This is a genomic window from Streptomyces pseudoechinosporeus, from assembly GCF_054783935.1.
Genome location: NZ_BAAGPS010000092.1, coordinates 1 through 24,141 on the forward strand (window position 1 = coordinate 1; position 24,141 = coordinate 24,141).

Sequence of the window (24,141 nt, forward strand, 5' to 3'; positions counted from 1 at the left end):
CGGCGGGCGGCGGGCGGCGGGCGGCGGGCGGCGGCAACAGGGCCTCCTGGCGATCGGTTCGGTTCGCACCCTCGAACTGCCAAGAGACCCTGCTGTCATGCGCCGACCCTCGCGCGATCACCCGATCAGGAACCCTGTTCGACCAGACCAGCCCCGTGATCGATACGCGGATGGCGTCTCAGTTGTGCTGCTCGGCATCCAGCAGTGCGAGGGCGTTGCGGATGCCCTGTTCGAGGAGTTCGTCGGAGAGCTGCCGGTCGGTCAGGGCACGGGAGAGCTGCAGCGTCCCGGCCATCAGGCCGAGGAGGCTGAGTGACTTCAGACGCGCCGACGGCGGATCGTGGGGTGCCAGGCGGGCGGCGATGCCGTCGATGAAAACCAGCACGCCGTCGGTGTACGCCTGCCTGGTTACGTCCGCGCAGCGCCCGATCTCGTCGAGCAGGGCGGCGTTGGGGCAGCCGTCGCCGGGGTTGTCCCGGTGGTGGGCCGACAGGTACCAGCGCACGATCTGTTCGAGGCCGGCCGGGCCGGGCTCCGCCTGCGCGACGATGTTCGCGTTCAGTGTGTGCAGTTGGTCGGCGATCGCGATGGCGACGAGGCTGTCCTTGGATGCGAAGTGGGTGTAGAAGGCGCCGTTGGTCAGGCCCGCGTCCTTCATGAGCGTCGCGACTCCGGAGCCGTCGATGCCGTCCCGCTTGAGCCGGCGACCGGCCGTCGCGATGATCCGCTGCCTTGTCTCCCGCTTGTGTTCTTTCGTGTACCGCACGATGCGTTCCTCCATCGCGGCAGCCGGGACTTGCGTCCCGGCTGCCGCCCTGGTCAGGTCAGTGTGCCGCGCCTGCAAGGAGAGCGGCGAAGTTGATCCTCCCGGTCTGCAGTTTCGGGTCGTGGGGCTCGGGGACCCCGCCGTCGGTGATGTACAACCGGTTGCCGCGAACTGCGGTCGCCGACGGCGAGGCGAGACCGTCCGCGCTGGTCAGAACGGCCTTGTAGGTGCCGTTCGGGTAGACCACCACGATCCTGTCCGGACCGTTCTGCGAGGAGGAGCCGTTCTGCGCCACGAACACCACATCGGACCGGGAGGTCAGGAAGCTGAAATCGTCGATGTTGGGCAGGCCGCCCGCGACAACGCGGATGGGACCGGCCGCGCCGGCGGGGGTGACCGGTACCCGCAGCAGTGTTCCCTTGTTGAAGTTGCTGACCCACAGAGCGCCGTTGTGGAACCTGAGCCCGTTGGCACCGATCGGCAGGGCTTCGGTCGGCACAGGCGCGAGAGCGGCATCGGTCAGCCACGGGGTCACCGATCCGCCCGAGACCGGAACAGACCAGATGATGCCCTTCAAGCTGTCCGCGATGTAGAGGGTGCGTCCGGCCGGGTCGATGGCCAGCCCGTTGGGGCCCGAGTCGGCGGGCAGAGCGGCGATGCGCTGAGGGGTACCGTCCGGAAGCAGCTTGTACACGCCGTTCCTGGCCGCGTTGCCCGGGGCCCACACGCTGTAGTAGACGGTGCCGTCACTGCCACGGGTGTTGCCGCTGATCGCCTCACCCACCTGCCCGGTGACGAGCACGGTGCGCTCTCCGGACGCGGAGATACGCATCAGCTGCGGTCCATGGGTGCGCTCGCACACCGCGCAACTGCCGAGCATGGACAGGGTCACTGAGCCGTCGTCGGGGTTGACGGTGATGTTCTCGGGGATCTCGCCGACGGCGTAGTCGAACTTCGCCTCTGTCCGTACATCGGTGACAACGGATCCGCTGTACGAGTGTCCCGTCCCTGCGGACGCGGACGGCGCCGCCCCCAGGACGGCCGCCGTCGCGGTGACCGCCAGCGCGATTCCGACGTTCTTCTTCAGAAAACGCCTTGCGCTCGATGCACTGCGCCGGACCGTTTGCTGGCGTTGCTGCTGCATGACTCTCCTCGGTGAATCAACGAGTGACTGATCAATGGACTTTCGGCGACATCAGAGATGTCGGGTACATCGGAGACATCCGGGCGGAACCGGCACCCTTGAAGCCGGACCGGGATGTCATCCGGGCAGGCGGTTGGTCTTGCGGATCTGCTTGTCGAACGTCCCGGCGGGGACGAGGCGGCGCGCCGCGCTGACGCGTGAGGCCAGCGGGCCGGCGGTGTAGCGCAGCTTCGGCTTCTTGTCGGTGGCCGCGGTGACGATCACCTTGGCGACGACGGCGGGGTCGTCGCCGTCCTTCATCGCCTGCGCGATCATCTCGTCGAAGTCGCGCCGTCGCTCCGCGTACAGGGCAAGGGGGGTGTCGGGCTGCGCGGCGTTGGCATCGAAGCTGGTCTTGGTGTAGGCGGGCTGGACGATCAGGACCCGGACGCCGTGCTCGCGGACCTCGTGGTCCAGCGACTCGGAGTAGCCCTCGATGGCGTGCTTGGAGGCGACGTAGAGGGCCATGAAGGGCTGGGGGGCGACCCCGAGGACGGACGAGACGTTGATGACGCGTCCGCCGCCCTGGGCGCGCATGTGCGGCAGGACCGCCTTCGTCATACGGATGACACCGAGGACGTTGATGTTCAGGACGCTCTGGGCCTGGGCGACGGAGTTCTCCTCCACGGCGCCCGCCGAGCCGACGCCCGCGTTGTTGACCAGGACGTCGATCCGCCCGAACCGGTCGATCACCGCTGCCACCGCGGCGGTGGCCGAGTCGTCACTGGCCACGTCGAGATCGAGGTAGGTCACCCCGGCGGGCGGGGTGAGTTGGGAGGTCCTGCGGCCGGTCCCGATCACCTCGAACCCCGCCGCGGCGAGGGCGCGGGCCGTCTCCTTGCCGATCCCCGATGTGGCACCCGTCACGAGCGCCACCGGCCGAGTTGTCGCCATCACAGGCTCCTTACGTCATTGGATTACGATCGTTTGACTTACGTTCGTACGACCATAGAGTGGTCGTCGGTCGATGGCAAGTGGTCACGCCCGGCGATCCGAGAAAGATCCGGGAAACGTGGGGTGCGGTACGGGAAAGACCGCGAGCGGACGACGAGCAGTTGACCGAGACTGCCGGTCCTCGCATCACCCGCCGCACTCGTCGACGGCGGCCTCGATGCCGTCCTCACGCACCACTTCGGACTTGGACACCCCAGAGCGGCAGGCCGACCGAGCCCTGTTTGCGGGGACGGTCCCGGTGGTTGAAGGTGGCCACCCCACTGGTCTCCGACATGCCGAAACCCTCCAGGATCGGGACGTCGAAGCGTTTCTCGAACTCGGTGAGGACCTCGACGGGCAGTGATGACCCGCCCGCTACCGCAACCCGCAGGTTGGCTGCGATCTTGGCGAGGTCGCACCGGTCCGCATCCGGGTGGTTAAGGAGGGCGGTGCCCCCTCGAGTGCCGGGGTTCTTCGTCAGGCGGTGTGGGTGGGGTAGTGGGTGTAGCCGGCGTGTGCGGGCCTGCGCTTTGATGTTCCATCCATCGTCGAGGTCACCAGGCACCTCCACATTTCGCGAACACGGTCCGTACATGGCTACGGGTCTTGCTGAGCGGCTGGACGGTCCGGTCGACGAGCCTCGGCCCGGCCGCCCGCCGGTCGTCGGTGTCGAACAGGTGGAGGCCGTTGTGATCGTGGCGCTGGAGGTGATCCCGGAGGCGTCAGCCGCTGGTCGCGAACGGGTTTTCGCAGTCGGTGTTCACCGGCTCTCCTGACGTGCGATGCCGAGGTAGTGGCCCAAGCGGAGTTCCAGCTCTTCGGGACCCTTTTCGGCAGCGAGCTTCTCGAACTGGGGCTGGAATGCCTGGACTCCTGGCCAGGTCATGGAGCTCAGGAATTGCGTGTAGGCCGCTCGCAGGTCGGCATCGGGCGGGAGCGTAGCCCGGTTGACCTGAGCCTTGGCGGCTGCCAGCGCCGCCTTGTCGAAGGACGCCAGCCGGGTTGCCATACCGTCCACGAAGCCGTCCAGCTCGGCGTCGGCGACGGTGCGGGTCACCCATCCGTAGCGTTCTGCCGTGTCGGCGTCGTAGTCATTGCTGCTGAGGATGGCTTCGAGTGCCCGGTCCCGTCCGATGAGTCGGGGCAGGTGTTCTGTGCCCCCGCCGCCGGGAAGAATCCCGCCGCCGACCTCGGGCTGGCCGAACACCGCGTGCTCGCGGCTGGCGTAGCGCAGATCGCAGGCCAGGGCCAGTTCGTCCCCGCCGCCCCTGGTCCGTCCGCGGATGGACGCGATGCTGATGAACGGAGCTGTGGACAGCCGTATCACGAGATCGGTCCACGCCGGCGTCGCCTCCGGATCGGACGGCATGAAGTCGGCAGCCCGGCCGAGATCGAAGTGGTTGAAGAAGTAGCCGGGTGTACTGCTGGTGAAGACGACAACGTGAACCTGCGGGTCCTCGCTCAGCTCCGTGACGACCTCAACCAGTCGGGACACGGTCTCGCCGACGATGAGATTCACCGGTGGATTCGAGAATGTGATCTTGCGGATTCCTGGAGTCAGCCGCTCCACGCTGATCGTGCTGGGTTGCGTCATCGTTCGCTCCAAGGGTGATCCTGACGGTTCGTCAGGGAGGCGTGTTCGTCGGGGCGCCCTGAACTGGCAGAGGCGACGCCCAGAACCAGGTCTGGCAGACGCGTGGTCATGTCGTGCTTCTCCTTGCTGTTGCTTCGAGGCCCCGATCGGCTTGACGGACGAGCGGGTCAGCCGGCCGGCTGGGTGCGCAGCGCTGCTTACCGAGGGCCGGGCGGGGCGACGCGGCGTAACGTGCTGACGCGGCCGACGGTCGGGACGGCGGTGTGGCGCAGCCTCGGTTTCGGGTCCGTGGCCGCCGCGGCGATCGCGGCGTCCGGCACAACGAGCTGAGCCACTGTCCTGCCGACGCTCCCGACCCCGGATCGCCGTCACCATGTCTTCCCCCTGCGGTGGGGCGCGAGTGCACTGATCACGCCCGACGCTACGAAGGAACCGAGGGAAGCGGATCCGTCACCGTGTCCGTCACCGTGTCCGTCAAGATATGGCCTGGTGTCGTTGAACTCGGGTGGCCGGCAGTGGCTCCGGGTGACCGCAGCCCTTTAAATTTTCAAGCAAATGGACCTGTACGGACGGCGCCCGGAGCAGGCAGCCCTTGACCGGATCCTTGACGGTGCCCGTCAGGGATCCGGAGCGATCATGATGTTGTGGGGTGAACCCGGCATCGGTAAGACCGCCCTGCTCGACTACGTGGCCGAGTCAGCCGCCGCGGACTTCACCGTCCTGAGATGTCGCGGTACTCGTCTGGAGTCGGGGCTGGCGTTCGCCGCACTGCACGAACTGCTGTGGCCGGTGACGGAGCGGATCAGTACGCTCCCGCAGCCGCAGGCCAACGCCTTGAACGGGGCGCTCGGTACCAGCAACGACGTGGCGGACCGGTTCCTGAGATCGACGGCAGCTACGCGCTCACCGCGGGAGATGAGTCCGAGCACCGCTTCCCGCCCGATCCCGTTACCGCCGCCGTGAGGACGAAAACCCTCTCCGCGATCTGTATGTCGATCTGCCTTCACTTTCGGTCGGCCCACAGTGCGCCCTTAAGCGCCCGTGCCTGCCGGCGCCAGAACTCCCGCGAGACCTCGGCCTTGGGAAACACCAAGTCGAAGGCGTGGAAAGCGCCGGGAATGATATCGAGGTCGCAGGGGACGCCGCTGTCACTCAGCCGACGCGCATACTCGACGTCTTCATCGTGGAAGAGATCGAGGGTGCCGACGCCGATCCAGGCCGGAGGAAGACCGGTGAGATCCTCGCGGCGGGCCGCGGCCGCGTACGGGGAGACGTCCGGGCCCGCGACGGCGTCGCCGAGGTAGGACGACCAGGCGTACCGGTTGCTCTTGGGCGTCCAGAGGCGCACCTTGAGGGTGTCCAGGTCGGTTCTCGTCGTCGTACGGTCGTCCAGCATGGGGTAGAGGAGCAGTTGGAACACCGGCCGGATCTCGGCCCGGTCATGGGCGAGCAGCGCGAGGGCCGCGGCGATTCCGCCGCCTGCGCTGGCACCGCCGATCGCGATGCGATCGATGTCGATGTGCAGGTCGCCCGCGCGCTCGGCCAGTCCACGCAGCGCGGCGTAGGCGTCCTCGACCGCGGCGGGCGCGGGGTGGTCCGGCGCCAGTCGATAACGAACCGCGGCGACGGTGATGCCGAGCTCGCGGGCGAAGGCGATGTTCGTACGGTCGTCCAGCTCGGGTGCGCCGAGGATCGTCCCGCCTCCGTGTATCCAGAGCAGCGCCGGAGCCGCTGCCTTCAAGCCGGTCGGCTGGAAGACGCGAAGCGAGACGGGCGGTGCGTCCTTCGGCCCGGGCACGACCAGCTCCTGAACCGTGACGCCCGTCCCTGGATCGGTCGGGCGTATCTTCCGGCTCCGCACGATGCGCGACGACAGGCGTCCGACGGACACATTGGGGATAAAGCGACCTCGTGCGAGATCGGGGTGGAAGGCACTCATCGGGTCCTCGTTCTTTCCCCTCATCGAGGGTGTACGGAATCGTCTGGCCACCCGGCCGGTGGTCGGCGTCGAGAGTGGGGACGGTTATAAAGCCGGTGCGACGGAGCCGATGGGGTAGTCGTCGGCCGACGCGAGTACGCGCGCCGCGGCGGCCCGGCACGCAGCTGCGTGAGACTCTCGCGGACCAGATCGGGCAGCGAGACGTCGGTATCACCCGCTGCCCACATCTCGACGGACGTCCGCAGCGCGGCGGATACCACGTCGGCCATCAGACGCGGAGCCGTGTCGCGTTCGGCGTCGGTGCGCTCGGCGACGAGCTCGGTGAGCTGCCGAGTCACGCGCCGAACTCTGGCGTCGCCTTCCGACCGCGAGGTCGCCGGCGAAGCCGACCCCGAACCTCCGGGCGACCTCGCCGGCCGGTCTCCGACCCACCACCACTCAATGCGTGCCCTTGCCCAGATGGGTCTCGAACCAACGGGCTGCGGCGTCGGTGACAAGATCCCGGGAAAGGTGAGGCCAGAACACCCCATAGTGTCCCCCGGAGATCATCACGAGCTCCTTGGGCTCAAGCGCCGCATCGTAGGCTTCCAGAGCGAGCGAAGGCGGAGTGGTCTGGTCGTCGCCGGCGACGACCATCATCAGGGGCGTCGGGCTGATGCGGCGCATGAACGGACGCACGTCATACGCCAGCGCCCGTCCGGTCGATCGGATGGTCACGCTGTTGATCCATCCCTCGGCGGGGCCTTGGGGACCGCCCACAAGGTACTCGTAGTCCGCCGGGTCCTCGAAGAGGACGGCTTGGTCAGCCGGATCGGTCGGCATCCGCACCAGCTGGACACGGCCAGGCTCCTCACCCTTGAGCCTTCCTTGCCTGTCCTTGTCCATGTTGTCGTTGATCGCGGCGAGCGCGCCTTCGCCGTTTCCCAGTACGAACTGGTCGTAACCAGAGATGAAGGGCACCTGGCTGACGACAGCTTTCACCCGGCGGTCCATGGCGGCCACGACGAGCACGTTTGCCCCGCTGTAGCTTGAGCCCCACAGGCCGATGCGGTCGCTGTCGAGCGCTGGATGTTGCTCCACGAAGGACAGGGCCATCTGCATGTCCCGGTCCTGTGCGACAGGATCGACGTCCTGGCGCGGCTCCCCGTCGCTGCTACCGCACGTCCGCTGGTCGTACAGCAGGACTCCGAACCCCCGAGCGACGAAGGCGTCAGCGACAGGTTCGAGGCGGGTGATCGACGAAGAGAATCCAGGGGTCATCACGATGGTGGGATGCGGACCCTCGGAGTCCGGGGTCATCACCCAGCCACGCAGTATGACCCCGCTGTCGGCGCGAAACTCGATGTCTTCCTTCACCGACGTGGCCGCAGCCACATCCTGGTTCTTCAAGCTCATTTCCTCATACCTCCGGTATTGCGATTGACGGCCGCTCGTGCGAGCGCCGATGTGTTGGGCGGGCAGTTCCAGCCGGTTCGGGCAGGGACGTCATGCGGACAGGTCAAGGAGAACTTTGCCGACGATTCCGGACTCCACTGCCCTGTGGGCATCCGCGATTCGCTCCAGCGGATAGTGGTGGACGGGCAACCCTCTGGCTTCGCCCCCGCCGATCACCCCGGCTGCCAGGGCCCTGTCGATGGATGCGACGGCGTTGTCGAGAACGGCGTCGGTCATCTTGTACAGCAGCACGAAGTGCCAGGTGACGCTCAGATTCATCTGGGATCGGACCGGCATGGTGACGTCGTCGCCGCCGTTGTTGGCGTAGACGACGATCAGCCCGTGCGGCGCGAGGACCGCGAGGTCCAGGCCGACGTTGGTGGACGGCGAGACCTCAACGACGATGTCCACCCCGTCCGGCGCGAGTCGCCGTATCTCGGCGGCGGCGTCCTGCGTGCGGTAGTTCACCACCATCCGGGCGCCGGCGGCCCTCGCAAGGCGGGCCTTGGCTTCGCTGCTGACGGTCGTGATCACACTCGCACCGGCCCACGTCGCCAGCTGGATCGCAGCATTGCCGACGGCACCGGCTCCCCCCGCGACCAGCACGGTGACCCCTGCGAGCACCCCCGGTCCGAGCTGAGTCGGGCCTCCGGCACGGAGTGTCAGCGCGTGATGAGCGGTGATGAAGGGGACCCCGAGGCCGGCGCCCAACTCCAGAGAAGCCGTGTCGGGCAGCGGGCGGACCAGTCGGGCCGGAACCGTGGCGTACTCCTGCGCGGTCCCCTCCAAGCGCTTGAAGGCGACGAGCCACAACCACACCCTGTCCCCCGGCACGAGGTCCTCGACCCCCGGGCCGACGGCGTCCACGATCCCCGAGCCGTCGAGGTGCGGAACCTGAACCTGCCCGTCGGGGATCGGCATGTGGATGCCGCCGATGCGGGTCTTCCAGTCGGTCGGGTTGACGCCTGAGTAGTGGATCCTCACCCGAACCTCACCTGCGCCCGGATCGCGTATGGGGAGGTCGACAATGCGGAGCACGTCGTGACCTCCTGTGGCTGCGTAACCTGCGGCTCTGATCTTCATCACTCCTTTTCTCGTGGACCTTCAGAGGCCGAACTGACTGACGGTACGGTCCAAGTCCTTGTCGCCGGGACTATCGGGAGGCGTAGAAAGGATTTGTGCTTGCCCCCCAGATGAATCGAAGTGCGTCCGCTGAAGACGGACGCTGGACGATCCGACGGATCGTTGTGCAGGAACGGTCCCGAACCCTGCATGGCATTCTTGAAGTTCGAGAGTCGAGTCTCCGGCGCCGAGTCGTAAAACCAGTCGGAGCCCCGCAGGGTCAAGCTGAGGCGCCAGCCCGGTGGTAGGACCACGCTGGTGGGCCACAGTTCGACATCGAGTTGGTAGATCTCGTAGGGAATGACCTCGAATGCCCGCTCATGCGAATGGAACGGCCGGTACGGCGTACTAAGACGCTCATCGATCTCCCGGTGCGACATTCGCAACCACCCCTTCGTCACTGCGCTGAAGGGATCGATAGCACCTTGAAACACGTGCTCATTACCAGCTGGGTCAAAGGCGCGCAGCACTGCGAAGATGTCCGCGTCCGTAGAGGTAGTGGATACGAAGAGCCGGCAGGCAACCGGTCCCGTGATCTCGGTGGTCTCCTCCATCGGTTCGGTGGTCCAGGAGATGCCCTCGCCGTTGGCTTCAAAGGAAACGACCGATTCAGTGGCGGCACCAGGGTGCATTCGATCGATGTCCAGTTGCAGATCGGTCCAGGTCGTCCCGGGAAGTGGCCACGCGTCTTCGTGTCGCACCTCCGTCGTTCCATCGACGTGCCGAACCTTCATCTGAAGGCGGGGCTGTTCATCCCAGCCGTTGTCCTCATCCTTGAGGAAGTGATCGAAGAACCGGCGCTGGAGGTCTACGCCATAGTCGGTGTAGAACTCCACCCAATGTTCACCGTCATGGATCTCAAGCCATTTCTGCGTCGAAGATGCCCTGCAAAAGCCTTCGATGTTGCCGCGAAGGTGCAGTCCCTGCCCGCCCCAGTTGCCGGCGGACAACAGCGGCACATCAACTTGGGAAAAATCAGCCTGGCGATCACGGTAGGCGTCGATGAACTCGTTGTCGCGGTGAAACTTTGGCAGGTCAGCCCGGTTCGCAGCGAGTTCGGATTCGCCCAGCGTTTGATCGCCGCAGACCAGTTCACCGGTGGCAGCGCTCCGCGGTCCCGCCTCCCCTCGTCCGTGCTGGACCGACAGCACCTGCATCTCGTACCAGTTCAGCAGCATCATGCTCAGAATGCCGCCATGGCGTGCAGCCTCTCTGTAGAAGTCGGAGGCGCCCTCCCATACGCAGATCGCTGCGAGAGGCCCTGGCTTCAGCGCGGCCACCCGCCACTGGTTCATCCCGTAATATGAGATTCCGTTCAGGCCGACCTTGCCGTTGCTCCACGCCTGTCGGCCCGCCCATTCGATGCATTCGCGAAAGTCCTCGATCTCTCGCGCGGAAAATGGATCCAGAAAGCCAGGCGACCGGCCGGCACCACGAGAGTCCACGCGAACGATGACGTAGCCATGGGGAACCCACTTCTCTGGGTCCGCTACCTCCCAGCACTGGTGGACGTTGGTCGACCCAGTCACCGTGTCCGGATGTTCCTCAGCCATCTTGTTCCATGCCGTCGGGTACCCGTCGGCGAACGCCAGACCTTTCCCGTAGGGCCCGTAGGTCATGAGCGTTGGATGTGCCCGGCCGTCATTCGGACGGAAGACGTCAGCTCGCAGAACGATGCCGTCGTCCATCTCGATCGGCATGTCTCTTTCGATAAGCATCGTCTTCGCCACTTCTTCTTGAGTATCCACTTCAGCCTCCAGTCTTGCGCCTGCCACTGGGAACTCGCCCACATCGACGGCTCTAGCTCGTGGGCACGGGCGATGCGGACTCGACGAATTCAGCCGTCGACACGCTCGAGACATCTCCGCAGGTAAATTGCGCCGTAGATCGCTGCGGTCAGCCGGCGTAAAGCACAGTCGCGATCATCGCTGCGGAGGCGCCGGCCCGGCGGCCGAGGCCATGGCGGATTTAGACGTAGTAGGCCGCCGAGTTGACAACCTCGCGGCTGATCGCGACATAGCCGACCGTGAAGACGGAGAGAACAATCGGCGCCACTACAATCACGCCGCCGTGCCAGTTCCACCGCCGAAGGCGACACCGAGAGCGAGGTTTGATGCTAAGGCAGTCAGCGGTGCGGTGACTGCGATCACCATGAACATCAGTCCGCTGATCCCCAGCGAGTCGGTTGCCAGGTGAGTGTTCGGCGTTGAGCTTGTGAGTCTGCTCATCTTTCCTGACCTTCTGAACGGGTCCTTGAGGACATCCGCTCGATTGGCCGCGCCACATCGAGGTCAGACCAGAATGCCGCGATGGAACGGCCCGGCGACATGTGCTCACTCACACTGTGAGTCACCTGCAATGTGTCCGCGAACATAGGTATCGCTCACGCCGCCCTCCGAGACTGAATGCCCGAGGCATCGAGCAGGTGCGCCGATGTCTCCCGCAACTGGGGAGGTCGACGCATGCGCGAACCCAAGTCCCGTCAGGCAGTCGTCGTCGGAGGATCGATCGGCGGTCTCACAACTGCGCTGCTGCTGCGCGACCTCGGCTGGGACGTCGACGTCTTCGAGCGATCGACCCGCGACGACGCCCGCGGCGGCGGCATCGTGCTGCAGCCGGACACGATCCGCTGGTTCACCGAACGCAGTACGCAGGCGCTGGAGAGCCTCACGACCTCGACAAATCTCGTCCAGTACCTGGGCATCGACAATTACGTAACCCACCGCGAGTACGCGCAGTGGTCCTACAGCTCGTGGGCAACCCTCCACTCGGCGCTGCTGCGGGACTTCGGGGTCGAACGTTACAGGCGCGGACACCGCGCCGTGGCGGTCGCTCAGGACGCGTCGACTGCGACCGTCGAGTTCGACAATGGCAGCTTTGCAACCGGCGACCTCGTGGTATTCGCCGACGGGGTGAACTCAGTGGGCCGGCAGTACGTCTCACCGAACACACCCATCCGGTACTCCGGCTACATCGGGTGGCGCGGCCTCGTGCCAGAACGTCTGTTGAGCAGCGAAACGAGTGCGGTTCTTGAGGACTCCGTGACCTACTCGGTTATACCGGACTCACACATCGTGATGTATCCCGTGCCCAGCCCGATCAAAGACGGCAGAACCGAAAGGCTTATGAACTTCGTCTGGTATCGCAACGTTCCGGCGGGACGCCAACTCGATCAGTTCGTTGGGGGCACATCTGACGGGGTTCTGTCATTGCATCCAGACCAGATTCCGCACATCGAGGTTGAACGGATGCAGACTGACGCAGCTCGCGGCCTACCGCCCGCAGCGGCCGAGGTTGTTTTGCGCTGCGACGCTCCCTACGTCCAGGTCGTCAGTGACATTCGCGCCGCACAGATGGTCCGAGGCCGGGTCGCGATACTCGGTGACGCCGCATGCGCCGCTCGCCCGCACGCGGCGGCCGGCACCGCCAAGGCCGCTGCCGACGCGTGGAATCTAGCCACGGCAATCGAAAGGAAGGGCGGCGACCTGGACCAAGCCCTTCAGGTCTGGGAGCCGATTCAACTCGCCCTGAGCGCTCAGCTCGAGTCGCGTGTCCAGGCCATGGGCGAGCGTGCACAGTTCGATAACTCTTGGCGCCCAGAGGATCCCGAACTCCGGTTCGGTCTCTATGGGCCTGGCATCTGACGGAGGAAGCATCATGAGTGAGAGGTCCCGGGCCAATCGAAACGCGCCCATCGCGAGCAGCCTTGATCTGCCTCTGGCAGGCGAACTGATCGCCAGCGACTTTGCCGGCTGGACTGATGAGCTGGTCGAAGAGTTCCGCGTTCACGCGCAGGATGGACATGTGGGTTCGCGTCTGCTCAGCGAAGATCCCCGTGTCCGGGTATGGGAGATTCGGCTGGCGCCTGGCGAACGATGGCACGCTCATCGTCACGTGCTCGATTACTTCTGGACAGCTATCACGTCTGGCCGCAGCATTCAGCACACGCACGACGGAACGACTCGCGCTGTGGAGTATAAAGAAGGCGAAACGCGTCATTTCGGATTCGCGCGCGGCGAGTTTTTGCTCCATGACATCGAAAACGTGGGTGAAGCCGATCTCGTATTCACGACTGTCGAACATCTCGACAGCGAGAACTCACCCCTGCCGATCGAGTCTGGATGAGCACACCCTCCAGGCCGGCTCCTGTCATACCCTTGAGTCGGGATCACGGGCGACAATCACATGCGAGTCGTCAGGTTGGAGGACACCTCTTGAGCAAGCCGATGCCTCACGAAGTGACGCCAACCGCTGTGTGGATCGCAGCGCTCGAGTTGCTGGCCCGTCAGGCCGGGGCAGGGAGTTCGTCCGAAGACTTGCACCAGAGACTGGTCGCGGTTGGGCGCCAGCTCACCGGCTTCGACTTTTGTGCAGTTCTTCTCCCTGACGATTCGAGAACTCAGCTGCTCATCCGTGCTTGGGCGGGTTTGGATACCTTCTACGTCGAGCAGATCAACTCCCGGAACCCGTTGACGCTTGGTAGCACCGCGAGAGAGTCGCCTTCCAGCAGGGCCTATACCTCCGGCGTTTCCGTTTGGGTATCTGACATCACGCAGCACGCTGACTTCACTCAGTGGTCCGGTCCAGCGAGGGCGCAGGGTTACAGGACGCTGCTGGCTGTGCCGCTGCGAGCGGGCGACCAGATCGTCGGGACCTTCAACTGTTACAACAGAGAGGTCATCGACCCGGATCCCCAGCTTCGCCACTTGGTCGAGGCCCTGACGGATTTTGCGAGCGCGGCTCTTGAAATCACGCGGCTCCGCCAGGCAGAGACCGGCCGAATGAATCAGCTCGAGGATCTCAACGAGGAACTACGCGACCGACAGGCGCGGGACGAGCGATCTCAGGAGTTGCATCGTCGCCTTACCGACGTGGCGCTCACCAACTCGGATCTCGCCCACCTTGCAAATGAGTCCGCGCAGATGGTGGGCGCTGGATTCCTGAAGATCGTCGACGACTCAGGTTTCGTGCTGGCACAGGCGGGCTCTGACTCGATCGAAGACCTGACGCCGGAGGACTCGAACTCGGCACTGGTTCTCCTGCACGGGGAGGTAGCTGCACGAGTCGAAGCTTTTGGCGCGACCCTCGACCCAGACATGACAGCTCGCGCACTGGAGCACGCGGCGACCGTCTGCGCGCTCCTTCTTCTGCGCGACCGAACCGCGGCCGAAGCCGAAGCCCGATTCAGAGACGATCTGATCGGGGATCTTTGTTCTGGCGACCCTGAGCGGCGCGCTGCGGCCCGGCAGCGTGCACTACGAGCAAACCTGCTCGTCGATGAGGTTCAGGTAGTCGTGATGAAGGATCAAAGCGAAGGCAGTGCCGCGGAAGTCGACAACTCGCCGCTCGGACGCCGGCTGCGATCCATTTCAAGCCGACGACCCCGCCTTGTGTGCGGTCGGCTCGGCGACTATTGGGTCGCTCTCTGGCCGATCAATGAAGGCGCAGAGGACATAGCTGCCACCCTCACGCACGGCACGATCGGCTCTCAGGTACACGCAGTAGTGGCTCCGGCCAGCGGTTCAGAAGACCTGGCCAGGGCGTTCCGGCTGGCACGAGGCGCGCTTGAACTCGGCGGCTCCCAGGCTCCGCTGGTTCGCACCATCGAGGACCTGGGGGTGGTGGGCTTGTTGCTCCAGCTGGAGGACCACAGGGCCGTCGCGAGCTTCAGTGATCGCGTGCTGGGCGCACTGCGCCAGAGCGATCTCAAGCGCTCGACAGACCTGATCCTCACCCTGAGAACCTACTTGGCCAATGATTGCCGCGCCGATGTGTCCGCTCAAGAGCTCTTCGTCCACAAGAACACGGTCTCCCAGCGGCTTCGGCGCATCGAGAAGCTGACGGGACTCTCTTTCGCAAGTCCTTCGGACGTCTTGCAGTTCAGTGCCGCCTTGGCAGCTGACGACATCCGGGCAGCATCGGACCCTTCGACAACCGAGCGCTAGTCCGTCCCTCACCCCTGAGCGCTTTGCTGCCGACGGTTTCGAGCGCCCGTGCCGCAAGTGCGGTCGGCTCGGGTAAGCGGCTTGGGCGGCGAAGCAGTCGCCGTCCGCCAGGCAGGACTCCTGCCATTGGCTCGTTGCCCTGGGAAAACCCCCTCAGGTCCGATGCCGGACGTCGAAGTGCGCGGAGTGCGCGGTCAGCTTGCCGAGCAACTCGATGAGGGTCTGCTGCTCGTCCCCACTGAGGGCGCCCGCCCACTCCTGTTCACGTGCGTTGTGTGCCTGGAAGGCAGTGGTGATCGCATGCAGGCCGGCCTCGGTAAGGCCGAGCTGGACCGCGCGCCCGTCGTAGGAGGCGCGTTCCTTGCTCACCAGGCCGTCCCGTTCCAGCGTGTTCACCAGCGCCGACACGGCGGCTCGGCTCATGCCGGACAGCTCCGCGACCTTCTTCGCCTCGACCGGGCCCGACAGCCAGATGGCGAACAGCACTCGGAAGCCGGGCCATGACCAGCCGCGAGGCCTGTGTACGGCGGATTCGAGGTCGTAGACGAGCATGTTGGCCGCGCGGTGAAGGGTGAGCACCAGCCGCATGGCGAGCGGGTCGATGCCGGGGAGTTCCCGCGAGACCCGGTCGACGGCGTGGTCGATGAACGACCAGAAGTGCAGGTGGTCGGCATCCAGCGGTTCCGGTTCCTGGGTCACAGTCGGAGTCTAGGCCGGGCGGCATCACGGACCGCACTCGGGAAGCGGGCACGCGTCGGCACCCCGTCCAGGTTTCCGGACCGTGAAAAACCTTCGCCCGAGGGCTTCCCCAGAGATGCCGGCGGGGGTACGGTCCCCAATTAATCAAAGCATTGATTACATGTGCTGAGCAGTAGTTGAGCAATAGTTGTTCTGTTTTGTCCCCTGGGTCTGTCAGGGGACAGGTCTCCTCCCGGCCGTGCGTCCCGATGCGCGGCCGGGTAGCCCCGGCCGTTCCTCCTCCGTCGACGGGGACGGTGTGGCGGGCGATCGATCCGAAGGAACCTCGTATGCCCGAAGCACTCGCTCCCCCCAGTCCCGGCGCGCTGCGTGCCTGCATGTCCCGTTTCACCACCGGCGTCACGGTGGTGTCGTACGCGACCGAAAGCGGTCCGCGGGGCGCCACCATGAACTCCTTCACGTCCGTGTCCGCCGAACCGCCGCTGGTCCTGGTCAGCGTCGCCCGCCGGGCCCGCTGCCACGACCAGCTGGCCGACGGGCCCTTCTGCGTGAACATCCTCGGTGCCGAACAGGAGCAGTTGGCCCGGCTGTTCGCCGGGGCCCGGAGCACCGCAGAGCCCCGCTGGGCAGAGGGCGCGCGCGTCCCCCGGCTGGCCGACCCGCTCGCCTGGGTGGAGTGCGAGCCCTGGCGCGCGTACGACGGCGGCGACCACACCCTGGTCCTCGGCCGCGTCACCGACCTCGGTCACCGCGACGGCGACGCCCTGACCTACGCCTGGAGCCGTTTCGCGTCCACGACCGAGTCGACCGACGGCATCGAGCACCTCTTCTGAAGCCCTTCCGCCCGTCCCACCCCCCTCTCAAGCCCCACCCCACTCCCCAGGAGAACCAGCATGGCCGCACGCACCGGCAAGGAATTCCTCGAGCGCCTCTCCCAGTCCCGCCCCACCGTGCACATCCAGGGCGAGACGCTCACCGGAGGAATCCAGGAGCACCCCGCTTTCCGCAACGTGGTGCAGACCTACGCCGAGCTGTACGACCTCCAGCACAGCGACGACCACAAGGACGTCCTCACGTACGCCTCCCCCACCTCCGGTGAGCCGGTCGGCACGTCCTTCCTCACTCCGCGCACACCCGACGATCTCGTCAAGCGCCGTAAGGCGTTCAAGGTGTGGGCCGACCACAGCAACGGCATGCTGGGCCGCACCGGCGACTACATGAACAGCTCCCTGATGGCACTCGCCTCGGCCGCCGACTGGTTCGCCCAGGCCAACCCCGCCTTCGGCGAGAACATCCGCCGCTACTACGAGAAGGCCCGCGAAGAGGATCTGCTGTGCACGCACACGCTGATCCCGCCGCAGGTCAACCGGGCCGTGGCGGGCACCCAGCAGGCGGGCGGCAAACTCGCGGCACGCATCGTGAAGGAGGACGACAACGGCGTGGTGATCCGCGGGGCGCGCATGCTCGCCACCATCGCCCCCTTCGCCGACGAAATGCTCGTCTTCCCCTCGACCGTGCTCCGCGGCACGCCCGAGGACAAGCCGTACTCGTACGCCTTCGCCATCCCCAACGACACCCCCGGCCTGCGCTACATCGCCCGCGAGCCCCTCGACTACGACCGCCCGCGCCACGACCACCCCCTCGCCTCCCGCTTCGAGGAATCGGACTGTGTGGTCGTCTTCGACGACGTGCACGTGCCCTTCGAGCGCTGCTTCGCCCTCGGTGACGCCGAACTGTGCAACGGCTTCTACTCCCAGACGTCCTCCGTGGTGCACATGACCCACCAGGTCGTCACCCGCACCACCGCCAAGACCGAGTACATCCTCGGACTGGTGACACTGCTCACGGAGGCCATCGGCATCGAGCAGTTCCAGCACGTCCAGGAGGACATCGCCGAGATCATCACCACCCTGGAGACGCTGCGCGCCTTCCTGCGCGCGGCGGAAGCCGACGCCGAGGTCAACGAGTACGGGGTGCTGACCCCGGCCTGGGCCCCCCTCAACGCCGCCCGCAACCTCTACCCCAAGCTCTACCAGCGCTTCCCGCAGATCCTGCGCAAGCTCGGCGCCTCCGGCCTGATGGCCACCCCGACCGAACTCGACGTCACCGGCCCGGCGGCCGCCGACATCGAGGCCTACCTCCAGTCGGCCACCCTCACCGGCGCCGAGCGCGTGAAGCTGTTCCGTCTCGTCTGGGACACCTGCATCTCCGCCTTCTCCAGCCGGCAGGCCCTGTACGAGTACTACTTCTTCGGCGACCCCGTCCGCATGGCCGGCGCGTACGTGAAGTCGTACGACCGCGAGCCGCACAAGGCGAAGGTCCAGGACTTCCTGAATCAGCACAGCCTGGAGCGCTCCTGATGACGCACCCCCTGGGGAATCCCCCGTCGAAGATCATCGCGGTCCATCTCAACTACCCCAGCCGGGCCAAGGAGCGCGGCCGGATCCCGGCCCACCCCTCCTACTTCCTCAAGCCCCCCTCGTCGCTGGCAGGCACCAAGGAGGCCATCGTCCGCCCTGAGGGGTGTGAACTTCTCGGATTCGAGGGCGAGATCGCCCTGGTCATCGGCGGCCGGGCTCAACGGGTGCGGCCGGAGGACGGCTGGTCCCACGTGCGGTGGGTGACCGCCGCGAACGACGCCGGGGTCTACGACCTGCGGTATGCCGACCGCGGCTCCAACCTCCGCTCCAAGGGCGCCGACGGCTTCACCCCGATCGGGCCGCGGCTGCTCGATGCCCGCCAACTCGACCCGGCCGCACTCCAGTTGCGTACCTGGGTCAACGGCGAACTCGTGCAGGACGACACCACCGACACGCTCCTCTTCCCCTTCGGACAGCTCGTCGCCGATCTGTCGAGACTGGTCACGCTGGAGCCGGGGGACGTCATCCTCACGGGCACTCCGGCCGGCGCGTCCGTCGTCTCCCCGGGCGACACGGTGGAGGTCGAGGTCACCGGCAGCGGTCAGTCCACCGGGCGGCTGCGCAACCCCATCGCCTCCGGGCCCGCCCTGGAGACGTACGGAGCGATGCCAAGGACGGACGCGGCGGAACGCGAGGCCGCCCACGGAGCCGCGTTCACCCCCGAGCCACTGCTCGACAAACGCATCGAGCAAGGACTGCGTTCGGTCGCGGTCGCCACACTCAGCGCACAGTTGCGGGGGCGCGGACTGCCGCACATGTCCATCGACGGGGTACGTCCCACACGGCCGGACACGAAGATGGTCGGCGTCGCCCACACGCTGCGCTACCTGCCGCTGCGCGAGGACCTGTTCAAGCGGTACGGCAACGGCATGAACGCCCAGAAGCGGGCCATCGAGCAGTTGCGACCCGGCCATGTGCTGGTCATGGACGCCCGCCGGGACACATCCGCCGGCACGCTCGGCGACATCCTCGCCCTGCGCGCCCAGCAGCGCGGCGCGGCCGGGGTGGTCACCGACGGAGGCCTGCGCGACAGCGTCGCGGTCACCGAACTGGGGCTGCCCGTCTACCACGGCGGAGCCCACCCCTCTGTCCTCGGCCGCCGCCATGTGCCGTGGGACACGGGAGTGCCGATCGCCTGCGGCGGAGCCCTCGTGCAGCCCGGCGACCTGCTGGTGGGAGACGCGGACGGCGTTGTCGTCGTGCCGCCCGAACTGGCCGAGGACCTGATCACCGACTGCCGGGAGCAGGAACAGAAGGAGCGCTTCATCACCGAGCAGGTGCGCGCCGGCCACGACATCGACGGCCTGTATCCCCTCGGTCCCGACTGGCACGAGACGTACGAGCGGTGGCGCAAGCAGCACAGCACGCAAGGAGAGCACACATGAAATTCCGCAGCGACCCGTCCGCCATCCGCGGATCCATCGCTCCCGCCATCACCCCCTTCACCTCGGACGGAGCCGTCGACCACGACAGCCTGCGCGCGCTGATCCGCTTCCAGCTGGAGTCCGGTTCGCACGGCATCTCGCTGGGCGGCTCCACCGGCGAGCCCAGCGCGCAGAGCGTCAGCGAGCGGATCGCGGGGATGCGGACAGCGGTCGAGGAGATCGGCGACCGCGTCCCGTTCCTGCCCGGGACCGGATCCCACAAGCTCGACGAAACCCTCGAACTCACCGCCGCCGCAGCGGAGCTGGGCGCCGACGCCGCGCTCGTCATCACGCCCTACTACGCGCGCCCCACGCAGGAGGCGCTGTACCAGTGGTACGCGACCGTCGCCCGGGAGTTCCCGGACCTGCCGATCGTCGCCTACAACGTGCCCTCGCGCACGGCCGTCGACATCGCGCCCGAGACAGTGAAGCGGCTGTTCACCGACTTCGAGAACTTCGTGGGCGTCAAGGAGACCACCAAGGACTTCGAGCACTTCTCGCGCGTGCTGCACGCCTGCGGGCGCTCACTGCTGGTGTGGTCGGGCATCGAACTGCTCTGTCTGCCGCTGCTCGCGCTCGGCGGTGCGGGGTTCGTCTCAGCCGTCGCCAATCTCGCGCCCGGCGCGGTGGCTCGGATGTACGAGCTGTGGGAGGCGGGCGATTTCGACGGTGCCCGCGATATCCACTACCGCCTGCACCCGCTCGTCGACCTCTTGTTCGTCGAGACGAACCCAGCGCCGGCGAAGTGGGTGCTGCACCAGCAGGGACGTATCGCGTCACCCCATGTCCGCCCGCCGCTCACCTCTCCCACCGACGCGGGCCTGTCGAAGATCCGCGCGCTGCTCCGCGAGGGCGGAGACCTCACCCAGCAGATCGGAGCCGCGCAGTGAGCACCACCCCGGAGCACCTTCCCTCCGTGATCCCGCACTGGATCGGCGGTGCCCTCGTCGACGCCGCGGACGGACGCGCCTTCGACGTCGCCGACCCGGTCTCCAACACGGCCTACGCACAGGCCGCGCGTGGCTCCGCGGCCGACGTGGACCGGGCGGTGACGGCTGCCCGGGTCGCGTTCCCGGAGTGGGCCGGGCTGTCCAACCGGGCACGCGCGGGTGTCCTGTACCGGATCGCCGACGCCGTCGAGGCCCGTCATGACCGGCTCGCCGCCTTCGAGTCGTACGACTCCGGGCTGCCGATCACGCAGGCCCGCGGCCAGGCGCGGCGCGCCGCCGAGAACTTCCGCTACTTCGCGGATGTCATCGTGGCCCTCGGCGAGGAGGCGTTCCGGCAGGGCGACGACCAGTTCAGCTATGTGGTGCGCACGCCGGTGGGAGTCGCCGGGCTGATCACGCCCTGGAACACCCCGTTCATGCTGGAGAGTTGGAAGCTCGCCCCGGCTCTGGCCGCCGGCTGCACGCTCGTGCTGAAGCCCGCCGAGTGGACCCCGCTGTCGGCGTCCCTGTGGCCGGAGATCTTCGAAGAGGCGGGTGTCCCGGCCGGGGTGGTGAACATCGTCCACGGCATCGGCGAGGAGGCCGGCCAGGCCCTCGTCGACCACCCGGACGTGCCGCTGATCTCCTTCACCGGCTCCACCGACACCGGCCGGCACATCATCCGCTCCTCCGCCGAGCGGCTGAAGACGGTGTCGATGGAGCTGGGCGGCAAGTCCCCGGTCGTCGTCTTCGCCGACGCCGACGTCGAGGCCGCGCTGGACTCGGTCGTGTTCGGGGTGTTCTCCCTCAACGGGGAGCGCTGCACGGCGGGTTCACGCGTACTCGTCGAGCGCCCGCTGTACGAGGAGTTCACCCGGCGACTGGCGGAGCGGGCCGCCAACGTACGCGTCGGGCTGCCCTCCGACCCGGCCACCGAGGTCGGCGCACTGGTACACCCCGAACACTACGAGCGCGTCCTGAGCTACGTGGAGATCGGCAGGAAGGAGGGCCGTCTGCTCGCCGGTGGCAGCCGCCCCGACCACCTCGCCGACGGCAACTACCTCCAGCCCACAGTCTTCGCCGACGTCGAACGCGACGCCCGTATCTTCCAGGAGGAGATCTTCGGCCCGGTCGTTGCCGTCGCCCCCTTCGACGACGAGACCGAGGCCGTGGAACTCGCGAACGCCACCCAGTTCGGCCTGGCCGCCTATGTCTGGACCTCGGACCTCAAGCGCGGCCACCGCATCGCGCACGCCGTCGAATCCGGCATGGTCTGGATCAACTCCCACAACGTCCGCGACCTGCGCACTCCCTTCGGCGGAGTCAAGGCCTCCGGCGTCGGCCGCGAGGGCGGCGCCCACAGCATCGACTTCTACACCGAATCGAAGATCGTCCACGTCGCCCTCGCCGAGGTGCACACGCCCCGCTTCGGAGCCACCTCATGACCGCCTCGAACGCCCCCGACGTCATCCGGTCCGCCTACGCCCAGCTCGCCGTCACCGACCTCGGTGCCGCCCGCTGGTTCTGGGCCGACATGCTCGGCTTCTACGTGCAGTACGAGGACGCCGAGTCGCTGTACCTGCGCGGCACGGACGAGCTCACCCACCACTCGCTGGTGCTGCGCAAGGGCGACCTGGCGGCCCTGGACCACATCTCCTATCGCGTCCGCACCCCCGAGGACGTCGACAAAGCGGAGAAGTTCTTCGCCGAACTCGGCTGCCCGGTCAAGCGGTTGAAGAAGGGCGAGGGAACGCACGGTATCGGCGACGCCGTCCGCGTCATCGACCCGCTCGGCTTCCCCGTGGAGTTCTTCCACGAGATCGCCCGCGCCGAGCGCCTCATCCAGCGCTACGACATCCGCCACGGCGCCGAGATCGCCCGCCTGGACCACTTCAACATCTGCACCCCCGACATCCCGGCCGCCTACGCCCACTACCAGTCTCTCGGCTTCGGCTGCTCGGAAACGATCGAGGGCGACGAGCACGAGCTGTACGCGGCCTGGATGTACCGCAAGCAGACCGTCCATGACGTCGCCTTCACGGGGGGTGCCGGGCCGCGCCTGCACCACGTCGGGGTGGCCACCCACGAGTCCCACCAGGTACTGCGCGCGGCCGACATCTTCGGCTCGCTGCACAAAGAGCACCACATCGAACGCGGCCCCGGCCGGCACGGCGTCTCCAACGCCTTCTACCTCTACCTCCGCGACCCCGACGGCCACCGCGTGGAGATCTACACCAGCGACTACTACACCGGCGACCCCGACCACCAGACATACCGCTGGAACGTCCACGACGACCGCCGCCGCGACTTCTGGGGCAACGCCGTCATCGAATCCTGGTACAAGGAGGCCGCCCCCGTCCTCGACCTCTCCGGGCACCCGCAGCCCGTGACCGACACCGTCCTCGACGAGTCCGCGGTTCAAGTGGGTGCGGACGGCCTCGGCTGATGCTACGGGCGGTGGGGGGCCCGGAGGTGCTTCGCGCCCTTCTGGGACCCCCTCACCGCGCCCTAGACAAACACGGGATCTTCTCATACACCCCATTCATCACACTTTATAAAAACCGGATACGACAGTTAGTATCCGGCGGCACGCCTACCTGCCGGCTTGCCGAAGGGCCCGCAGAGGAGACCCATGCCCTCGATGACGACTCCGTCGGACGACACCTCCGCAGGACGCTTCGAGTTCTGGCGGGACGTGGTCGGCCAGAGTTTCGTGCCGCTGGAAGCGCTGCCGCGCGAGGTTCCCGACTTCCGCGCCTCCCTGCACACTGCCCAGCTCGGCGCGGTGCAGGTGTCTGTGGTGGCCGCGGATCCGCACGGCGTCGCCCACACCCGTAGGCACATCGCCTCCGACCCGGCCGATTTCGTCAAGGTGAGTCTTCAGCTGGCCGGGCAGTGCATGCTGACCCAGGCGGACCGCCAGGCCCTGCTCAAGCCGGGCGAGTTGGCCATCTACGACACCCGGCACCCGTACACCCTCGACTTCGACCAGCCGTACCGCACACTCGTGCTGATGTTCCCGCGGGTCATGCTCCGGCTGCCCGAGCGCGACCTGACCCGCATGATCGCCACCACTGTGTCGTGCAGCGACGGACTGGGGCCCGTGGTGCAGCCGTTCCTGCGCGGACTGGCCGGGCAGGTGCGGCAACTGGACGCTCTCGGCACGCAGCGGCTCGCGGACAGCGTGGTCGACCTGGTCGGCGCGATGCTCTCGGACCGGTGCGCCGTGCACGTGACGCAGCAGGACGACGGGCGGGAGCTGCTGGCCCAGCGGATCCTCACGTACATGGAGCAGCGGCTCTCCGACCCGGGGCTCGGCCCCGACCGGATCGCGGCCGCCCACCACATCTCGCGGCGCTTCCTCTACAAGCTGCTGGCCGAGCGGGGATACACGGTCTCGGGCTGGCTCCGGGAGCGTCGCCTCGCCGAGTGCCTGCGCGACCTCGCGGACCCCGCGCTCGCCCATATGCCCGTCGCCACCGTCGGAAGCCGCTGGGGCTTTCCGGACCCCGCCCACTTCAGCCACGCCTTCAGGAGCGCCTACGGCATGAGCCCGTCGGAGGCACGCGGGGCCGGGCGCACGGCGTTGGGCGCTTAGGCGCGGTCACGGCTTCGCTGCCCTTTCGCTGCCTGTCGTAGTACGTCCCGAACACGGCGGATCTGCCGATCGTGCCCGCCCCGGCAAGGGCCGGTGCACCATCACACAAGCCGGAGTGGGCCGGCCCGACCGCACTCAGCCGTTCGTGCCCGCCT

The 24,141-nt window shown here is 66.9% G+C and carries 23 protein-coding genes; 12 read left to right on the forward strand and 11 right to left on the reverse strand.

Going from position 1 to position 24,141, the window contains the following annotated elements; translation table 11 throughout:
- Positions 1–178: 178 nt before the first annotated feature.
- From ACYVO6_RS48110 to ACYVO6_RS48125, 4 genes are all read right to left on the reverse strand, one after another.
- A complete protein-coding gene (locus tag ACYVO6_RS48110; protein ID WP_461073264.1) occupies positions 179–769 on the reverse strand; it encodes a TetR/AcrR family transcriptional regulator in 591 nt (196 codons plus the stop codon).
- Between the two features lie 55 nt (positions 770–824).
- Positions 825–1,910 carry an SMP-30/gluconolactonase/LRE family protein gene (locus tag ACYVO6_RS48115; RefSeq protein ID WP_461073156.1) on the reverse strand — a complete coding sequence of 362 codons (1,086 nt, stop codon included), beginning with the start codon at positions 1,908–1,910 and terminating at the stop codon, positions 825–827.
- 117 nt (positions 1,911–2,027) lie between these two features.
- A complete protein-coding gene (locus ACYVO6_RS48120; RefSeq protein ID WP_461073158.1) occupies positions 2,028–2,843 on the reverse strand; it encodes an oxidoreductase in 816 nt (271 codons plus the stop codon).
- A gap of 226 nt (positions 2,844–3,069) precedes the next feature.
- Positions 3,070–3,477 carry an AMP-binding protein gene (locus ACYVO6_RS48125; RefSeq protein ID WP_461073160.1) on the reverse strand — a complete coding sequence of 136 codons (408 nt, stop codon included), beginning with the start codon at positions 3,475–3,477 and terminating at the stop codon, positions 3,070–3,072.
- Between ACYVO6_RS48125 and ACYVO6_RS48130 the strand changes: the two genes are divergently transcribed.
- Positions 3,476–3,658, forward strand: a complete 183-nt coding sequence (locus ACYVO6_RS48130) for a hypothetical protein (RefSeq protein ID WP_461073162.1) — start codon at positions 3,476–3,478, stop codon at positions 3,656–3,658. The two genes, ACYVO6_RS48125 and ACYVO6_RS48130, sit on opposite strands and share 2 nt — an antisense overlap.
- On the opposite strand, the gene ACYVO6_RS48135 is transcribed toward ACYVO6_RS48130, so the two are convergent.
- Complete coding sequence (locus ACYVO6_RS48135) at positions 3,643–4,476, reverse strand: enoyl-CoA hydratase/isomerase family protein (RefSeq protein ID WP_461073164.1); 834 nt, start codon at positions 4,474–4,476, stop codon at positions 3,643–3,645. The genes ACYVO6_RS48130 and ACYVO6_RS48135 overlap by 16 nt on opposite strands.
- Before the next feature lie 555 nt (positions 4,477–5,031).
- Between ACYVO6_RS48135 and ACYVO6_RS48140 the strand changes: the two genes are divergently transcribed.
- Positions 5,032–5,439: an AAA family ATPase gene (locus ACYVO6_RS48140; protein ID WP_461073166.1), complete on the forward strand. Its 408-nt coding sequence runs from the start codon at positions 5,032–5,034 to the stop codon at positions 5,437–5,439.
- A gap of 40 nt (positions 5,440–5,479) precedes the next feature.
- Here the strand turns inward: ACYVO6_RS48140 and ACYVO6_RS48145 are convergent, their stop codons facing one another.
- The 5 genes from ACYVO6_RS48145 to ACYVO6_RS48165 form a co-directional block, all read right to left on the reverse strand.
- Complete coding sequence (locus ACYVO6_RS48145; protein ID WP_461073168.1) at positions 5,480–6,274, reverse strand: alpha/beta hydrolase fold domain-containing protein; 795 nt, start codon at positions 6,272–6,274, stop codon at positions 5,480–5,482.
- Positions 6,275–6,435: 161 nt separating this feature from the next.
- Positions 6,436–6,945 carry an acyl-CoA-like ligand-binding transcription factor gene (locus tag ACYVO6_RS48150; RefSeq protein ID WP_461073170.1) on the reverse strand — a complete coding sequence of 170 codons (510 nt, stop codon included), beginning with the start codon at positions 6,943–6,945 and terminating at the stop codon, positions 6,436–6,438.
- On the reverse strand, positions 6,854–7,810 hold the full coding sequence (locus ACYVO6_RS48155; RefSeq protein ID WP_461073172.1) for an alpha/beta hydrolase: 957 nt from the start codon (positions 7,808–7,810) through the stop codon (positions 6,854–6,856). Before ACYVO6_RS48155 ends, ACYVO6_RS48150 begins: the two co-directional genes overlap by 92 nt.
- Positions 7,811–7,900: 90 nt before the next feature.
- Complete coding sequence (locus tag ACYVO6_RS48160) at positions 7,901–8,887, reverse strand: NADPH:quinone reductase (RefSeq protein ID WP_461073174.1); 987 nt, start codon at positions 8,885–8,887, stop codon at positions 7,901–7,903.
- 44 nt (positions 8,888–8,931) lie between these two features.
- Positions 8,932–10,719, reverse strand: coding sequence for a CocE/NonD family hydrolase (locus tag ACYVO6_RS48165; RefSeq protein WP_461073176.1), 1,788 nt, complete (start codon positions 10,717–10,719; stop codon positions 8,932–8,934).
- Positions 10,720–11,433: 714 nt separating this feature from the next.
- Here ACYVO6_RS48165 and ACYVO6_RS48170 point away from each other — a divergent pair.
- The 3 genes from ACYVO6_RS48170 (at position 11,434) to ACYVO6_RS48180 (ending at position 14,916) form a co-directional block, all read left to right on the forward strand.
- On the forward strand, positions 11,434–12,615 hold the full coding sequence (locus tag ACYVO6_RS48170) for an FAD binding domain-containing protein (protein ID WP_461073178.1): 1,182 nt from the start codon (positions 11,434–11,436) through the stop codon (positions 12,613–12,615).
- 13 nt (positions 12,616–12,628) lie between these two features.
- Complete coding sequence (locus ACYVO6_RS48175) at positions 12,629–13,096, forward strand: cupin domain-containing protein (protein WP_461073180.1); 468 nt, start codon at positions 12,629–12,631, stop codon at positions 13,094–13,096.
- Positions 13,097–13,185: 89 nt separating this feature from the next.
- On the forward strand, positions 13,186–14,916 hold the full coding sequence (locus tag ACYVO6_RS48180; RefSeq protein WP_461073182.1) for a helix-turn-helix domain-containing protein: 1,731 nt from the start codon (positions 13,186–13,188) through the stop codon (positions 14,914–14,916).
- Between the two features lie 153 nt (positions 14,917–15,069).
- Here the strand turns inward: ACYVO6_RS48180 and ACYVO6_RS48185 are convergent, their stop codons facing one another.
- Complete coding sequence (locus ACYVO6_RS48185; RefSeq protein ID WP_461073184.1) at positions 15,070–15,615, reverse strand: MarR family winged helix-turn-helix transcriptional regulator; 546 nt, start codon at positions 15,613–15,615, stop codon at positions 15,070–15,072.
- Between the two features lie 329 nt (positions 15,616–15,944).
- On the opposite strand from ACYVO6_RS48185, the gene ACYVO6_RS48190 reads away from it, so the two are divergent.
- The 7 genes from ACYVO6_RS48190 to ACYVO6_RS48220 all read left to right on the forward strand — a co-directional run bounded on the left by ACYVO6_RS48190 (position 15,945) and on the right by ACYVO6_RS48220 (position 23,986).
- The gene (locus ACYVO6_RS48190; RefSeq protein WP_461073186.1) at positions 15,945–16,448 is read left to right on the forward strand and encodes a flavin reductase family protein; all 504 of its coding nucleotides are present in this window, start codon (positions 15,945–15,947) and stop codon (positions 16,446–16,448) included.
- Between the two features lie 60 nt (positions 16,449–16,508).
- Positions 16,509–17,975: a 4-hydroxyphenylacetate 3-monooxygenase, oxygenase component gene (gene hpaB, locus ACYVO6_RS48195; protein WP_461073188.1), complete on the forward strand. Its 1,467-nt coding sequence runs from the start codon at positions 16,509–16,511 to the stop codon at positions 17,973–17,975.
- Complete coding sequence (locus tag ACYVO6_RS48200; RefSeq protein WP_461073190.1) at positions 17,975–19,420, forward strand: fumarylacetoacetate hydrolase family protein; 1,446 nt, start codon at positions 17,975–17,977, stop codon at positions 19,418–19,420. Before hpaB ends, ACYVO6_RS48200 begins: the two co-directional genes overlap by 1 nt.
- Positions 19,417–20,349, forward strand: coding sequence for a 4-hydroxy-tetrahydrodipicolinate synthase (gene dapA, locus ACYVO6_RS48205; RefSeq protein WP_461073192.1), 933 nt, complete (start codon positions 19,417–19,419; stop codon positions 20,347–20,349). Before ACYVO6_RS48200 ends, dapA begins: the two co-directional genes overlap by 4 nt.
- Complete coding sequence (gene hpaE / locus ACYVO6_RS48210; protein ID WP_461073194.1) at positions 20,346–21,833, forward strand: 5-carboxymethyl-2-hydroxymuconate semialdehyde dehydrogenase; 1,488 nt, start codon at positions 20,346–20,348, stop codon at positions 21,831–21,833. Before dapA ends, hpaE begins: the two co-directional genes overlap by 4 nt.
- Complete coding sequence (gene hpaD, locus ACYVO6_RS48215; protein ID WP_461073196.1) at positions 21,830–22,834, forward strand: 3,4-dihydroxyphenylacetate 2,3-dioxygenase; 1,005 nt, start codon at positions 21,830–21,832, stop codon at positions 22,832–22,834. Before hpaE ends, hpaD begins: the two co-directional genes overlap by 4 nt.
- 186 nt (positions 22,835–23,020) lie before the next feature.
- Entirely contained in the window at positions 23,021–23,986 is a 966-nt protein-coding gene (locus ACYVO6_RS48220; protein ID WP_461073198.1) for an AraC-like ligand-binding domain-containing protein, read from the forward strand.
- Positions 23,987–24,141: the final 155 nt, after the last annotated feature.